General features: G+C 65.1%; 13 protein-coding genes. 10 read left to right on the top strand and 3 right to left on the bottom strand.

The window, feature by feature from the left end; genetic code table 11:
• Positions 1-35 precede the first annotated feature (35 nt).
• The gene (locus HT579_04790; protein ID QKS31503.1) at positions 36-866 is read left to right on the top strand and encodes an inositol monophosphatase family protein; all 831 of its coding nucleotides are present in this window, start codon (positions 36-38) and stop codon (positions 864-866) included.
• A gap of 26 nt (positions 867-892) precedes the next feature.
• Here HT579_04790 and HT579_04785 read toward each other — a convergent pair whose 3' ends face one another.
• The gene (locus HT579_04785) at positions 893-2,032 is read right to left on the bottom strand and encodes a PLP-dependent cysteine synthase family protein (protein QKS28311.1); all 1,140 of its coding nucleotides are present in this window, start codon (positions 2,030-2,032) and stop codon (positions 893-895) included.
• Positions 2,033-2,159: 127 nt separating this feature from the next.
• Between HT579_04785 and apbC the strand changes: the two genes are divergently transcribed.
• The 3 genes from apbC to HT579_04770 all read left to right on the top strand — a co-directional run bounded on the left by apbC (position 2,160) and on the right by HT579_04770 (position 6,277).
• Positions 2,160-3,251 carry an iron-sulfur cluster carrier protein ApbC gene (apbC, locus tag HT579_04780; protein ID QKS28310.1) on the top strand — a complete coding sequence of 364 codons (1,092 nt, stop codon included), beginning with the start codon at positions 2,160-2,162 and terminating at the stop codon, positions 3,249-3,251.
• A 111-nt stretch (positions 3,252-3,362) separates the two neighbouring features.
• On the top strand, positions 3,363-3,929 hold the full coding sequence (locus HT579_04775) for a dCTP deaminase (protein QKS28309.1): 567 nt from the start codon (positions 3,363-3,365) through the stop codon (positions 3,927-3,929).
• A 110-nt stretch (positions 3,930-4,039) separates the two neighbouring features.
• Entirely contained in the window at positions 4,040-6,277 is a 2,238-nt protein-coding gene (locus tag HT579_04770) for an arginine/lysine/ornithine decarboxylase (GenBank protein ID QKS28308.1), read from the top strand.
• A gap of 64 nt (positions 6,278-6,341) precedes the next feature.
• On the opposite strand, the gene HT579_04765 is transcribed toward HT579_04770, so the two are convergent.
• Entirely contained in the window at positions 6,342-7,853 is a 1,512-nt protein-coding gene (locus HT579_04765) for an HlyC/CorC family transporter (GenBank protein QKS28307.1), read from the bottom strand.
• Between the two features lie 531 nt (positions 7,854-8,384).
• On the opposite strand from HT579_04765, the gene HT579_04760 reads away from it, so the two are divergent.
• Together HT579_04760 and hisD are read left to right on the top strand one after the other, a co-directional pair.
• The gene (locus HT579_04760) at positions 8,385-9,059 is read left to right on the top strand and encodes an ATP phosphoribosyltransferase (protein QKS28306.1); all 675 of its coding nucleotides are present in this window, start codon (positions 8,385-8,387) and stop codon (positions 9,057-9,059) included.
• Complete coding sequence (hisD, locus tag HT579_04755; GenBank protein QKS28305.1) at positions 9,056-10,372, top strand: histidinol dehydrogenase; 1,317 nt, start codon at positions 9,056-9,058, stop codon at positions 10,370-10,372. Before HT579_04760 ends, hisD begins: the two co-directional genes overlap by 4 nt.
• Before the next feature lie 94 nt (positions 10,373-10,466).
• Here the strand turns inward: hisD and HT579_04750 are convergent, their stop codons facing one another.
• Positions 10,467-10,829, bottom strand: a complete 363-nt coding sequence (locus HT579_04750; GenBank protein QKS28304.1) for a response regulator — start codon at positions 10,827-10,829, stop codon at positions 10,467-10,469.
• 84 nt (positions 10,830-10,913) lie between these two features.
• Here HT579_04750 and HT579_04745 point away from each other — a divergent pair, with 84 nt between their 5' ends.
• From HT579_04745 to nusB, 4 genes are all read left to right on the top strand, one after another.
• Complete coding sequence (locus tag HT579_04745; GenBank protein QKS28303.1) at positions 10,914-11,780, top strand: hypothetical protein; 867 nt, start codon at positions 10,914-10,916, stop codon at positions 11,778-11,780.
• A 350-nt stretch (positions 11,781-12,130) separates the two neighbouring features.
• Positions 12,131-13,264, top strand: coding sequence for a 3,4-dihydroxy-2-butanone-4-phosphate synthase (gene ribB / locus HT579_04740; GenBank protein QKS28302.1), 1,134 nt, complete (start codon positions 12,131-12,133; stop codon positions 13,262-13,264).
• On the top strand, positions 13,264-13,782 hold the full coding sequence (locus HT579_04735) for a 6,7-dimethyl-8-ribityllumazine synthase (GenBank protein ID QKS28301.1): 519 nt from the start codon (positions 13,264-13,266) through the stop codon (positions 13,780-13,782). Before ribB ends, HT579_04735 begins: the two co-directional genes overlap by 1 nt.
• Positions 13,779-14,270 (top strand): transcription antitermination factor NusB, encoded by a 492-nt coding sequence (gene nusB, locus HT579_04730; protein QKS28300.1) that lies wholly within the window; start codon positions 13,779-13,781, stop codon positions 14,268-14,270. Before HT579_04735 ends, nusB begins: the two co-directional genes overlap by 4 nt.
• Positions 14,271-14,272: the final 2 nt, after the last annotated feature.

The following is a 14,272-nucleotide window of genomic DNA, read 5'->3' as shown; positions in this document are numbered from 1 at the left end:
CGGTCGCGCCGCTCGCTGACGGCGAACTCAAGCGGATGCTCGATGCCAGCATTGCGCTGGTACGTGAAGTGGCACAACGGGAAATCATTCCCCGCTTCCTGCGCGTCAGTCACGGTCAGCGCAAGGATGACGGGTCGCTGTGCTCGGAAGCCGATGTCGCCGCGCAGCGTTTCCTTGTCGACCGCCTGAGCGCGATTCGCGGCTGCCCGATCATTGGCGAAGAGATGTCGCCGGCAGCGCAGCGCGCCATCTGGGAGGCCAGCGGTGACGACCCGCATGGCCTCTGGTCCATCGACCCGATCGACGGCACCACCAATTTCATCAACGGATTGCCCTGCTTCGCCGTTTCGATTGCCTGGCTGACTGCTCGCCGCACTCGCCTGGCGGTCACTTACAACCCGATCACCGACGAGATGTTCTACGCCCGGCAAGGCAATGGCGCCTACCTCAACGGCCGCCGCCTGCCACTGCGTCAGGTGACGGCCGACATCGCGCGCGCCGTCGGCGGCGTCGACTTCAAGAGGATCCCCAAGCCGCTGGCCGATCGCATCGCCGTCCGCCCGCCGTTCTACTCGCAGCGCAATTTCGGCAGTTCGACGCTCGACTGGTGCAACCTGGCTGCCGGCCGGCTCGATCTCTATCTGCACGGCGGCCAGATGCTTTGGGATTACGCGGCCGGCAGCCTGATCCTGCGCGAGGCTGGCGGCCGGATGTGTTCATTGGCGCATGACGATTATGACGCCGAAGACGTCTGGCGCCGACCGGTGATCGCCGCCCTGCATCCTGCAGTCTTCGCCGCCTGGCGGGACTGGGTTCGCCAGGACACGCCACCCATGGCCCGCGCAGACGCCGACAGCACCGGCTGAAGAGCGGGCTGTGCGGTGACTGCCCGCTACTCGGGCGCCAGCTCGCCGGCCCGCCGCCAAGCGGCTGACAGTTCGTCGGCAACCTGCCCGGTGTCGAGCGTGACGGCGAGAGCGGCACGCTCGCGTTGGCAACCAAGACCGGCTTGTTGCAACCAGCTCTCGCTGTAGTAGGTGTTCCGGTAGCGATCGCCCGAATCGCAGAGCAGGGTGACGACCGAACCCCGCACGCCGCGTTCCCGCATCCACGCCATGCACGCCAGCGTGGCGATCAGGTTGGTGCCGGTCGACGCGCCGACACTGCGTCCGAGGCGGGCCGTGAGTTCGTGCATGGCCGCCAGGGACCAGACGTCCGGGACCGCGACCATGGCATCGATGACCTGCGGCAAGAAGGAAGACTCGACGCGTGGGCGGCCAATGCCTTCGATGCGCGAGCCAACGTGCAGGCAGAGGTCGGGCTGGCGGGTGAGGTAGTGATCGAAGAATACCGAGTTTTCCGGATCCGCCGCACAGACGCGGGTCGTGCGCGCGCAGTAGCGGACGTAACGACCAATGGTGGCGACGGTGCCACCGGTACCTGCCCCGGAAACGATCCACTCCGGCACTGGGTAGCGCTCGAGACGCATCTGCTGAAAGATTGACTCGGCAATGTTGTTGTTCGCCCGCCAGTCGGTAGCGCGCTCGGCATAGGTGAACTGGTCGAGGAAATGGCCACCGCGTTCGGCTGCCAGTCGCCTCGATTCGCTGCCGATGGTCGACGGATCGTCGACCAGATGGCAGCGCCCGCCCTGAAACTCGATCGCCGCGATCTTCTCGGTGGAGGTCACCGCCGGCATCACGGCGACAAACGGCAACGAGAGGAGGCGGGCAAAGTAGGCTTCGGAAATCGCCGTCGAACCGCTCGACGCTTCTACCACGGTCGTTCCCTGGCGCAGCCAGCCGTTGCAGAGCGCGTAGAGGAACAGCGAGCGTGCCAGACGATGCTTGAGGCTGCCCGTCGGATGGCTCGATTCGTCCTTGAGATACAGGTCCACCTCGGGAAAGCCGGGCAACGACAGCGGAATCAGGTGCGTGTCGCTGGAGCGCTGGAAATCGGCCTCGATGCGCCGCACGGCGGCGAGTTCCCAGGCCCTGTCGCTGCCTGCGGCAGCCGCATTGCTCGTCTCCATGGGCAAAGCTTAACAGCCCGTGCGAATGGCGGCAAAACCCCGTGCGCAGACAGCAGCGCGCGTCGTGCGCGAATCTGGGTTAAACTGTAGCAAATTGCTCAAGTATCAATCACGGGAACGCGAACAGATGTCCATCACGACGGAAGCGGTGCACGCAGCACTGAGGCAAATCATCGACCCCAATACGCGCAAGGATTACCTGTCCACGAGGTCGGCAAGAAACATCCGTATAGACGGCGCGGATGTCTCGCTCGACATCGAGCTCGGCTATCCCGCGAGAAGCCAGATCGACGAGATCCGGCGATCCGTGATCGACGGACTGCGGACGATCCCGGGCATCGGCAACGTCAGTGCCAACGTCAGCTCGGGCATCGTTGCGCATACGGTGCAGCGTGGACTGAAGCCGCTGCCCGGCGTGAAGAACATCATTGCCATCGCCTCCGGCAAGGGTGGCGTCGGCAAGAGCACGACCGCCGTCAATCTGGCGCTGGCGCTGGCGCAGGAAGGAGCGACCGTGGGTCTGCTCGATGCCGACATCTATGGCCCGTCACAGCCGCAGATGCTTGGCCTCGCGGGCAGGAGACCAGAGTCGAGCGACGGCGTCTCGATGGATCCCCTGCGCGCACACGGGCTGCAGGCGATGTCGATCGGTTTCATGATCGACATCGATTCGCCGATGGTCTGGCGTGGTCCGATGGTGACGCAGGCCCTCGAGCAGCTGCTGAAGCAGACCAACTGGCAGGATGTCGATTACCTGCTGGTCGACATGCCTCCGGGGACGGGTGACACGCAGCTCACCCTGTCGCAGAAGGTTCCGGTCACCGGCGCCGTGATCGTCACGACCCCGCAGGACATCGCCCTCATCGATGCGCGCAAGGGGTTGAAGATGTTCGAGAAGGTCGGCATCCCGATTCTCGGCCTGGTCGAGAACATGAGCATCCACATCTGTTCGCGGTGCGGGCACGAGGAGCACATCTTCGGTCACGGTGGCGGCGAGCAGATGTGCCGCGACTACGATACCGAGTATCTCGGCGCGCTGCCGCTCGAGCTGGCGATCCGTGAACTGACCGATGCCGGTACGCCGACGGTCGTCGGCGCAGCGGATTCGCGGGCAGCCGGCATCTACCGCGCGATCGCCCGCCGCCTGGCGGTGAAGGTCGCCGAGCGGGCACGCGACATCAGCTCGCGCTTTCCGAACATCGTCGTCCAGAACACCTGAAGTGCCGCTGGCGCCTTGGCGCGCGATCGCTCGCCAAGGCGGTTTCATCCGCTGCCCGGACACCGTAGAATGAGCAGAATTTCTCTCTCCGTGGTGTGCGGGTGACGGCCAATGTCAATCAAATCGGATAGGTGGATCCGCCGCATGGCGGAGCAGCACGGCATGATCGACCCCTTCGAACCGACGCAGGTACGCGAGGTCGACGGGCGCCGCATCGTCTCCTACGGCACATCCAGCTACGGCTACGACATCCGCTGTTCGGATGAGTTCAAGCTGTTCACCAATCTCAACTCGACGATCGTGGACCCGAAGAACTTCGACCCGAACTCCTTCGTCGAGGTGAAGAGCGACTTCTGCATCATCCCACCCAACTCGTTTGCCCTTGCCCGGACCGTCGAGTACTTCCGCATTCCGCGCAGTGTCCTCACCGTCTGCCTGGGCAAGAGTACCTACGCCCGCTGTGGCATCATCGTCAACGTGACGCCCTTCGAACCCGAATGGGAAGGACACGTCACCCTCGAGTTCTCCAACACGACACCACTGCCGGCGAAGATCTACGCCAACGAGGGGATCGCGCAGGTATTGTTCTTCGAATCCGACGAGGAATGCGAAATATCCTACAAGGATCGCGGTGGCAAGTATCAGGGTCAGGTGGGTGTGACCCTGCCCAAGATCTGAGCTGCCAGCGAGCCCACGAACACGGCGACGGGCAGCACGGTGTCTCTGCCGCCGTCGACTGACGCCGGTGCTGCCGAAACCTCACCCCGACCAGAGACTGGATTCCGCACATGCATTTCAATTTCCCGGTAATCGTCATCGACAAGGACTACCGCTCGGAAAACACCGGCGGAATCGGCATTCGCGCGCTCGCCAAGGCAATCGAGAAGAAGGGCTTCGAGGTCTTCGGCGTCACCAGCTACGGCGACCTGACCTCCTTTGCGCAGCAGCAGAGCCGTGCTTCGGCGTTCATCCTGTCGATCGACGACGAGGAGTTCAAGCATGGCCGATCGGACCAGACGATCGCCAGCCTGCGCGCCTTCGTCAAGGAAATCCGCTGCCGCAACGAGGACATCCCGATCTTCCTCTATGGCGAGACCCGCACTTCACGCCACATACCGAACGACGTCCTGCGCGAACTGCACGGATTCATCCACATGTTCGAGGACACCGCCGAGTTCATCAGCCGCTACGTCGTCCGCGAGGCCAGGGCCTACCTCGAGAGCCTGGCGCCGCCGTTCTTCCGTGCGCTGACGCACTACGCCGAGGACGGCTCCTACTCCTGGCACTGCCCCGGTCATTCGGGTGGTGTCGCCTTCCTGAAGAGCCCGGTCGGGCGCATGTTCCACCAGTTCTTCGGGGAGAACATGCTGCGTGCCGATGTCTGCAATGCGGTCGAGGAACTCGGCCAGTTGCTCGACCACACCGGCCCGGTGGCGGCCTCGGAGCGCAACGCGGCGCGCATCTTCAACGCCGATCACCTGTTCTTCGTCACCAACGGGACCTCGACCTCGAACAAGATCGTCTGGCATTCGACCGTCGCCCCGGGCGACATCGTCATCGTCGACCGCAACTGCCACAAGTCGATTCTTCACTCGATCATCATGACCGGCGCCATCCCGGTCTTCCTGATGCCGACCCGCAACCATTACGGAATCATCGGACCGATTCCGAAGGAGGAGTTTCTCTGGCAGAACATCCGCGCCAAGATCGAGGCACACCCCTTTGCGCGCGATGTCCGGAGCAAGCCGCGCGTGCTGACGATCACCCAGAGCACCTACGACGGCATCCTGTACAACGTCGAGGAGATCAAGCAGATGCTCGATGGCGTCATCGATACCCTGCATTTCGACGAGGCGTGGTTGCCGCACGCGGCCTTCCATGACTTCTACGGCGACTACCATGCCATCGGCGCCGACCGGCCGCGCTGCCAGGATTCGATGATCTTCTCGACACAGTCGACGCACAAGCTGCTCGCCGGCCTGTCGCAGGCATCGCAGATCCTGGTGCAGGAGTCGGCAGGTCGCAGGCTCGACCGTGATGTCTTCAACGAAGCCTATCTGATGCACACCTCGACCTCGCCGCAATACGCGATCATCGCCTCCTGCGACGTCGCCGCGGCGATGATGGAGGCGCCGGAGGGAACCGCACTGGTCGAGGAGTCGATTGCCGAGGCGCTGAATTTTCGCAGCACGATGCGCAAGGTGGAAAGCGAGTGGGGCGCGGACTGGTGGTTCAAGGTGTGGGGGCCGGAGGATCTGAGCGGCGAGGGCCTGGCCGAACGGGCGGCCTGGATCCTCAGGCCGGGCGAGCGCTGGCACGGTTTCGGCCAGCTCGCCGAGGGCTTCAACATGCTCGACCCGATCAAGGCCACGATCATCACGCCAGGGCTCGACGTGGACGGGGCATTCGCCGAGTGGGGCATCCCGGCGGCGATCGTCACCAAGTACCTTGCCGAACACGGAATCATCGTCGAGAAGTGCGGCCTCTACTCCTTCTTCATCATGTTCACCATCGGCATCACCAAGGGACGCTGGAACACGATGTTGACCGAGCTGCAGCAGTTCAAGGATGGCTACGACCAGAACCTGCCGCTATGGAAGGTCATGCCGGAGTTCCTGATAAAGAACGCCCGCTACGACAGCTACGGGCTGAAGGATCTCTGCCGGCAGATCCACGGCGTCTATGCGGCGAACGACGTCGCCCACCTGACCACCCGCATGTACCTCTCGGACATGGAGCCGGCGATGAAACCGACCGACGCCTTCGCCAAGATGGCGCATCGGGAAATTGACCGCGTGCCGATCGACGAACTCGAGGGGCGCATCACCAGCACCCTGCTGACGCCCTACCCGCCCGGAATTCCGTTGCTGATCCCCGGCGAACGTTTCAATGCGACGATCGTTCGCTACCTGCAGTTCGCACGCGATTTCAACGAACGCTTCCCGGGTTTCGAAACCGACGTGCATGGCCTGGTCAAGGCGCTGGTCGGTGGCAAGCCGGTGTATTCGGTGGACTGCGTCCGCTGAGCCTCTGGCTCGGCGACAGACCGGCCGAGGGCAAGTCATGACCTGCCCTCGGCCGCCTCCGGCCTCAGCGCTCGGCCGTTGGCGCGGACGGCGCGTCGGCCGCATCGCTGGCCGGCTCGCTCTGCGCATCGCTGGTGCGGACCGTTTCTTCCTCGTCTTCCGGGACCACCGGGTCGCCGGCTGAAGTATCCTCGACCAAGCGCTGCACGCCATCCTCGCCCACCGCCGTGTCCTCGAAGCGAAGCAGCGTGATGCGGTGGTTGTCCATCTCGAGCACGGTCAACCGGGCCCCCTCCAGCTGGACGGTATCGCCAACCATCGGTACGCTGCCGAGTCGTTTGTAGAACAGGCCGGCCAGTGTCACGTAGTCGTCGTCCCTCGGGAACGGGAAGTCGACCAGGCCCTCGAGGTCCGAGACGCGCATCGAGGCATCGATCTCGTACTGGCTGCCGACCAGCTTCTTCACCCGTCTCGCCTGGCGGGTGAACTCGTCCTCATACTCGCCGACGATTTCCTCGAGAATGTCCTCGAGCGTGATGATCCCCTCCGTACCACCATACTCGTCGATCACCACCGCCATTTGCTGCCGCGTCCGCTTGAAGTCCTTGAGCAGATCGCTCAGCAGCTTGCTGTTCGGCACGATGTACGGCGCCTGCGCGAACTCGCCGACCGGTCTCCGGCTGACGTCGTCGAGCTTGTCGCCACTGCTCTCGGCCATGACGCTGAGCAGTTCCTTGATCGCCACGACGCCGGTGATGCGGTCGAGGCTCTTGTCGTAAACCGGGAAACGCGCGTGCGGCATGTCGCGAAACAGCCGCAGCGCCTCGGCCAGGGTCTCTTCGCGGGCGAGCGCGCGAATCTGGGTACGCGGGATCATCGCCTCACGAACGGTGTGCTCGTCGAGCTTGAAGACGCCGCGGATCATCTCCGTCTCCTCGCGCGCGAGGGTCCCATCCTTCTCGCTCGCTGAGAGGATCATGCGGATCTCCTCGACCGACATCGTGAAGTGGCTTTCGCCGTGGCCTTCGAGGTTGCGCTGGCCGAACACCCGCAGCAGCGCATTCGAAGACATCTTCATGACGTAGATCAGCGGCCTGAAGGTGAGATACATCAGGTTGATCGCCCCGCCAACGGCCATGCTGAGCTGCTCCGCCTTGTGGAAGGCGAGCACCTTCGGAGCCAGTTCGCCGGCAACCACGTGCAGGAACGAGATGACGATGAACGCAAAGACGTAGGAGACGGTGTGCGCGGCCTTTACCAGCGCCTCGCTGTCACCGAAGAGTGTCAGGGCGGCAACGAACCAAGGATCGGTGAGGATGCTGATCGTCTCCATGCCGACGGCGCCGAGACCGAGCGAGACGAGGGTGATGCCGACCTGGGTCACCGAGTAGAACCGTTCCGGTTCGTTGTGCAGCATCTCGACGCGCGCGGCGCGCTTGTCGCCGTCCTCCGCCAGTTGCCGGATGCGGCTGCGCCGTGCCGAAGAGATGGCGATCTCCGAGCCGACGAAGAACGCGTTGCCGGCCACGAACACCAGGATCAACAGCAGATTCATGTAAAGCGTCATCTGTTCCATACAGCACCCCTCCTTTGTTGTCTCTGCCGCCGTCAGAACACCGGCAGCGGCACGGCGGGCGCCTGCCCACCATTCATGATTGTTCGGCTAACGGGGGATTTCTCAGGTATCCGCCTCGCGCAGGCCGAATAATACTCCATTGATGCCCCAATCCTGCCCGTTCGCCGCCCGCCACTGCCGCCACCGCCGGTCACCGTGAGGCAGGGCGATCGCATGAATGCCATTGTCGTGAACCCTCGAAAATAATCGTTTACGCGCAATGACTTACGAAGGGGCTGTTCACAGCTCTTGGATTTGTGTAGTTTTCTGTCTTTTTGGAGTTTTCCATGGAGGCCGGAAGCAGGGTTCGGTTGATGGACGTGTGGGTTGGTGTGCGTGATCCCCGGCAAGCGAAGAAGGTCGATGCATGCGCCGGAACGATGGCAACTTCCGACAGCTTCCGGGCTCAACTCCTGGGTCTTGTATAAGATTCATGCGATCGCCCTGCACCGTGAGGTGCGCCAGCGGGCGGCAGCGCGGCAATGCGCTAGAATGCGCCATTTCTCCCGCGCAAGGAAAGCAGTGGACGGCATCACCATCGCCCTCTCGAAGGGCCGCATCTTTGACGAGACGCTGCCGCTCCTGGCCGCAGCCGGAATTGAACCGCTCGACAACCCGGAAACCTCCCGCCGCCTGATTCTTCCGACCAACCGGGACAATGTCCGCGTGCTGATCGTTCGCGCCACCGACACGCCGACCTACGTCCAGTACGGCGCGGCCGATCTCGGCGTGGCAGGCAAGGATGTCCTGCTGGAACACGGCAGCGACGGTCTGTATCAGCCGATCGACCTTGGCATTGCCCGCTGCCGGATGATGGTCGCGGTGCCAGCCGGTTTCGACTACCAGCGAGCGGTACGCCAGGGTGCCCGCCTGAAGGTGGCGAGCAAGTACCTCAACATCGCCCGCGAACATTTTGCCGCCAAGGGCGTGCACGTCGACCTGATCAAGCTCTACGGATCAATGGAGCTTGCCCCACTGGCCGGCCTTGCCGACGCCATCGTCGACCTGGTCTCGACCGGCAGCACGCTGCAAGCGAACAATCTCGTCGCCTGTGAGCACATCATGGACATCTCGTCGCGACTGATCGTCAACCAGGCGGCGCTGAAGCTCAAACGGGCAGCCCTGGCGCCGATTCTCGATGCGATCAGCCGGGTGGTGCAGCGATGATCGCCATCAAGCGCCTGACCAGCAGCGACAGCGATTTCCGCGCGCGTCTCGACGCCCTGCTCGCCTTCGAGGCGGCGCAGGACCAGTCGATCGACCAGCGCGTCGCGGCCATTCTTGCCGACGTCCGGGCGCGCGGTGACGCGGCAGTGGTCGAGTACACGCGTCGCTTCGATGGCCTGAGCGTCAACTCGATGAGCGAACTCGAGTTGTCGCAGGACGAGCTGCGACGGGCGCTGGCCGGTTTGCCGGCCGAACAGCGCGGCGCGCTGGCGGCGGCGGCCGAGCGCGTGCGCCGCTATCACGAGCGGCAGCCACTGCAGGGCTGGCAATACGACGACCCGGAAGAAACAATGCGCGGCACCATGCTCGGGCAGAAAGTGACGCCAATCGATCGCGTCGGACTGTACGTTCCCGGCGGCAAGGCGTCGTACCCTTCGTCAGTCCTGATGAACGCGATCCCAGCCCACGTTGCCGGCGTCGGCGAACTGATCATGGTCGTGCCGACGCCGGCGGGCGAGCACAACCCGCTCGTCCTTGCCGCGGCTGCACTCGCCGGCGTGGACCGTGTCTTCACCATTGGCGGTGCACAGGCGGTGGCGGCTCTCGCGTACGGTACGGAAACGGTGCCGCCGGTCGACAAGATCGTCGGCCCGGGCAATGCCTACGTCGCGGCGGCGAAGCGGCGGGTGTTTGGTGTCGTCGGCATCGACATGGTGGCGGGGCCATCCGAAATCCTCGTCATCTGCGATGGTCACACCGACCCCGACTGGGTGGCGATGGACCTTTTCTCGCAGGCCGAGCACGATGAGCTGGCGCAGTCGATCCTCGTCTGCCCAGACGCCGCGTTCATCGACCGGGTTGCCGCGGCCATCGAGCGGCTGTTGCCGACGATGCCGCGCCAGCGGGTGATCCGCGCCGCGCTCGAGAATCGGGGCGCCCTGATCCTCGTGCGCGATCTCGACGAGGCCTGTGAAATAGCCAACCGCATCGCGCCGGAGCACCTCGAACTGTCGCTGGCCGATGCCGACGCGTGGGTGGACCGGATCCGCCACGCCGGCGCGATCTTCATCGGCCGCCACGCCTCGGAGTCGCTCGGCGACTACTGCGCCGGCCCGAACCATGTCCTGCCGACTTCCGGCAGTGCCCGCTTCTCTTCGCCACTCGGCGTCTATGATTTCCAGAAACGCAGCAGCCTGATCCGGATTTCTCCTGCTGGGGCCAGGGCGCTGGGGCGAATCGCCGCAACGCTGGCTTACGGCGAAGGCCTGCCGGCACACGCGCGCTCCGCCGAATATCGCCTCGAGGAGAGCTGAAGGGGAGCGAACGAAGTGGCGGGCGTGCTGGCGACGTCCGCTGGCCGGCCTCGCTGACCCGCGGCGGCAGCGCCCCTCCTCGCTGCAGCGGTGCTCACACGCCGGCCTTGACGCGGGCAAGCTGCTGCACGTGTTCGATCAACAGGGCCTCCGGGTAAGGCTTGCCGAGAACCACATTGACACCGGCGGCCGCCGCTTCGTCCTGCAGTTGATCGCTGTCCGAGGTGACGATGATGATCGGCAAGGCGGCCGTGCGTGGATCGCCCCGCACCTGCCGGGCCAGTTGCAGACCGGTCATCCCGGGCATGTCGACATCGGTGACCAGCACATCGGGCAGCGCGGTCTTGATCTGCCGTGCTGCGTCCTCGCCGTCCTCGGCCAGAACCACCTGGAAGCGGTGTGCGGCAAGCAGCCGGCCGGTCTTGATCCGCACCACCTTCGAATCGTCAGCGACCATGACGACCGTCTGCTCGGCCGTCCTCGGCGCAGGCGCCGGCGGCGGAACGGCAGCCAGCTCACGGCGCCTCGCCTCCTCGACCGCTTGCCGCGCTGCCTCTCGTTCGATGGCGGCTTCGACCGCCAGGCGCTCCTCCTCCTCCAGTCGAAGCGCTTCCTCCACTGCCAGGCGATCTGCCTCGAGGCGAGCGGCTTCCTCGGCAGCCAGGCGCTCGGCTTCACGGCGCGCGGCTTCCTCGGCAGCCAGGCGCTCGGCTTCACGACGTGCGGCTTCCTCGGCAGCCAGGCGCTCGGCTTCACGACGTGCGGCTTCCTCGGCAGCCAGGCGCTCGGCTTCACGACGCGCGGCTTCCTCGGCAACCAGGCGCTCGGCTTCACGACGCGCGGCTTCCTCGGCAGCCAGGCGCTCGGCTTCACGGCGCGCGGCTTCCTCGGCAGCCAGGCGCTCGGCTTCACGACGCGCGGCTTCCTCGGCAACCAGGCGCTCGGCTTCACGACGCGCGGCTTCCTCGGCAGCCAGGCGCTCGGCTTCACGACGTGCGGCTTCCTCGGCAGCCAGGCGCTCGGTTTCACGGCGCGCGGCTTCCTCGGCAGCCAGGCGCTCGGCTTCACGACGCGCGGCTTCCTCGGCAGCCAGGCGCTCGGCTTCACGACGCGCGGCTTCCTCGGCAGCCAGGCGCTCGGCTTCACGACGCGCGGCTTCCTCGGCAGCCAGGCGCTCGGCTTCACGGCGCGCGGCTTCCTCGGCAGCAAGGCGCTCGGCTTCACGGCGGGCGGCTTCCTTGGCGGCAACGCGCTCGGCCGCATGGCGCGCGACCTCCCCGGCAGTGTCCTCGGCATCGGCCCCTGCAGCAGACGACTTCGTCCCGGCGCGTCCGGCAACCACCATTCGCCAGGCGACGAACGCAACGACCACTCCGCCCAGGATCAACAGCCACAGCTCATTCATTGACATTGCATGCCCTCCGCATCGACCATCAGCGTCAGATACCGGAACCCTTCGGCGCTCGCCCGTGCCGGCGCTGGCAGATCGGCCCCCCCACAGTATCCGCATGATAAAACGAATGACCGCCGCCTTGCGCAGTGCGCGCGAAGAAGGTCATCCGCTGCCGCCGGCACACCAGGACGGTCGGCCGGCTGACGGCAGCATGGCGGTAGCCTGCGGAAACTGAGAGAATCGCGTCCTCGAAGGTGATCGGCAAGGCGTCATGCGCGGCGCGTGCAGGGTCCCGTCCCGAGAAGCCTGCTGCTGGAGCGTCGTCATGGCGCAGGTGTTGCCGATTCGACGTCAAGGAGTTACTGATGGCACCACAAAGCCCTTCGGCAGATGTATCGCCGATCGAGGAGGTTATCGTCGAGATGCGCAGCGGGCGCATGGTTGTTCTGGTCGACGAGGAGGATCGCGAGAACGAGGGAGATCTGATTCTGGCTGCCGAACACGTCACGCCGGAGGCGATCAACTTCATGGCGCGCTTTGGCCGCGGACTGATCTGCCTGACGCTCACCGAGGCACGCTGCCGCCAACTCGGGCTGACGCAGATGACGCGCGAAAACAAGAGCCCGTACAGTACGGCGTTCACGGTGTCGATCGAAGCGGCGGCCGGAGTGACCACCGGCATCTCGGCGCAGGACCGCGCGCTGACCATCAAGGCGGCGGTGGCGAGAAACGCTTGTCCGGACGACATCGTCCAGCCCGGCCATGTCTTCCCCATCATGGCCAGGACTGGTGGCGTGCTGGTGCGAGCCGGCCATACCGAGGCCGGATGCGACCTCGCCCTGCTGGCGGGCCTCGAGCCGGCAGCAGTGATCTGCGAGATCCTCAAGGAAGACGGCAGCATGGCGAGGTTCGGTGACCTCGTCGGCTTTGCCCGTGAGCACAGCCTCAGGATCGGCACCATCGCCGACCTCATCCACTACCGCAGCCGGCATGAGACACTGGTCGAGCGGGCGCTGTCGAAGACGGTGCAATCGGCACATGGCGAATTCACCCTGCATGCCTACACCGACTGCACGTCAGACGAGGTACACCTCGTGTTGAGCAAGGGCGAGATCCGTCCGGACAGGGAGACCCTGGTGCGGGTGCACGAGCCGCTTTCGGTGGTCGACTTCCTCGACCCCGGTGGCGGTCGCCACAGCTTCCCCCTGAGCGTCGCGCAGGCGGCGCTGGCGCGCGTCGAGGCGGGAGTCATCGTCCTCCTGCATCGCCCCGAGAGCGGCCAGGATCTGTTGTCGATCCTGCGCGAACCGGCCGCCACCCGCCGACCCGCCACCCGCTGGGATCCGCGCATCTACGGCATTGGCGCACAGATCCTGCGCGACCTGGGAGTGGGCAAGATGAAGCTCCTCTCGAGCCCGCGCCGCATGCCGAGCATGACCGGTTTCGGTCTCGAAGTCACTGGACACGTGGCCACGCAGCACGACCTCGAAAGGCTCTGATGGGAACCCCGAACCGACCAAGCAGCATTCGCCCGCTGACCAACGGCAGCCGCATTCGCGAGTACCAGCCGACGCTCGACGGCACCGGGCTGACCGTCGCCGTCGTCATGAGCCGCTTCAACCAGGACATTGGCGAGGGTCTGCTCAGTGCCTGTACCAGCGAACTTGTGCGTCTCGGTGTTGCCGAGGCGGCGATCACCGTTGCCACCGTTCCCGGGGCCCTCGAGCTCCCCCTCGCCCTGCAGACGATGGCGCGCAGCGCGCGTTACGAAGCCCTGATCGCGCTCGGCGCTGTCATCCGCGGCGAGACGTACCACTTCGAGATCGTCGCCAACGATTCCTGCCGGGCGTTGATGGAGGTTCAGCTGGCCAGTGGCGTGCCGGTCGCGAATGGCATCCTGACCTGTGAGGATGACGATCAGGCGGTAGCCCGAATGCATCTGAAGGGCATCGACTGCGCCCGGGCAGCGGTCGAGATGGCCAATCTGCTGCGGCTGGTCCGGGAGCACACGCAATGACTGCAGCACCATCGCCAAGGGCAGGCGGCAAGGCAAGACCCGTCACGCCAAGGAGGCGCGCACGCGAGTTCGTCCTGCAGGGCCTCTACCAGTGGCAGGTCAGCGGCAGCGACGAAGCGGCGATCGAAGCGAACCTGCGTGACAGCGAGGGCTTCGAGAAGGCCGACCACGACTTCTTGGTCGGCCTGCTGCGTGGCGTCCTCGCTCAGCACCAGGCCCTGCAGGAACAACTGCAGCCCTGCCTCGACCGTCCCTTTGGCGATCTGTCGCCAGTGGAGGGCTGTGTGCTTCTTGCCGGTGCATTCGAGTTGAGGAACCATCCGCAGACACCCTATCGGGTGGTGATCAACGAATCCATCGAACTGGCGAAAAGCTTTGGTGGAACCGACGGCCACAAATACGTCAACGGCGTGCTGGACAAGCTGGCCGTCCGCCTGCGTCCGACCGAGGTCGCGGCCGGCCGTCCAGCCGCGCGCACGAGCCGATGAAC

The organism is Candidatus Accumulibacter similis (assembly GCA_013347225.1).
GTDB classification, from domain to species: Bacteria; Pseudomonadota; Gammaproteobacteria; order Burkholderiales; family Rhodocyclaceae; genus Accumulibacter; species Accumulibacter similis.
This window is presented reverse-complemented; position numbering and strand designations above follow the sequence as displayed.

Bases quoted from the DNA above. Each gene is read 5' to 3' on its own strand.
- HT579_04790 (QKS31503.1), top strand. From the start codon at position 36: ATGCTCGATGCCAGCATTGCGCTGGTACGTGAAGTGGCACAACGGGAA.
- HT579_04785 (QKS28311.1), bottom strand. From the start codon at position 2,032: ATGGAGACGAGCAATGCGGCTGCCGCAGGCAGCGACAGGGCCTGGGAA.
- apbC (QKS28310.1), top strand. From the start codon at position 2,160: ATGTCCATCACGACGGAAGCGGTGCACGCAGCACTGAGGCAAATCATC.
- HT579_04775 (QKS28309.1), top strand. From the start codon at position 3,363: ATGTCAATCAAATCGGATAGGTGGATCCGCCGCATGGCGGAGCAGCAC.
- HT579_04770 (QKS28308.1), top strand. From the start codon at position 4,040: ATGCATTTCAATTTCCCGGTAATCGTCATCGACAAGGACTACCGCTCG.
- HT579_04765 (QKS28307.1), bottom strand. From the start codon at position 7,853: ATGGAACAGATGACGCTTTACATGAATCTGCTGTTGATCCTGGTGTTC.
- HT579_04760 (QKS28306.1), top strand. From the start codon at position 8,385: ATGCGCCATTTCTCCCGCGCAAGGAAAGCAGTGGACGGCATCACCATC.
- hisD (QKS28305.1), top strand. From the start codon at position 9,056: ATGATCGCCATCAAGCGCCTGACCAGCAGCGACAGCGATTTCCGCGCG.
- HT579_04750 (QKS28304.1), bottom strand. From the start codon at position 10,829: ATGGTCGCTGACGATTCGAAGGTGGTGCGGATCAAGACCGGCCGGCTG.
- ribB (QKS28302.1), top strand. From the start codon at position 12,131: ATGGCACCACAAAGCCCTTCGGCAGATGTATCGCCGATCGAGGAGGTT.
- HT579_04735 (QKS28301.1), top strand. From the start codon at position 13,264: ATGGGAACCCCGAACCGACCAAGCAGCATTCGCCCGCTGACCAACGGC.
- nusB (QKS28300.1), top strand. From the start codon at position 13,779: ATGACTGCAGCACCATCGCCAAGGGCAGGCGGCAAGGCAAGACCCGTC.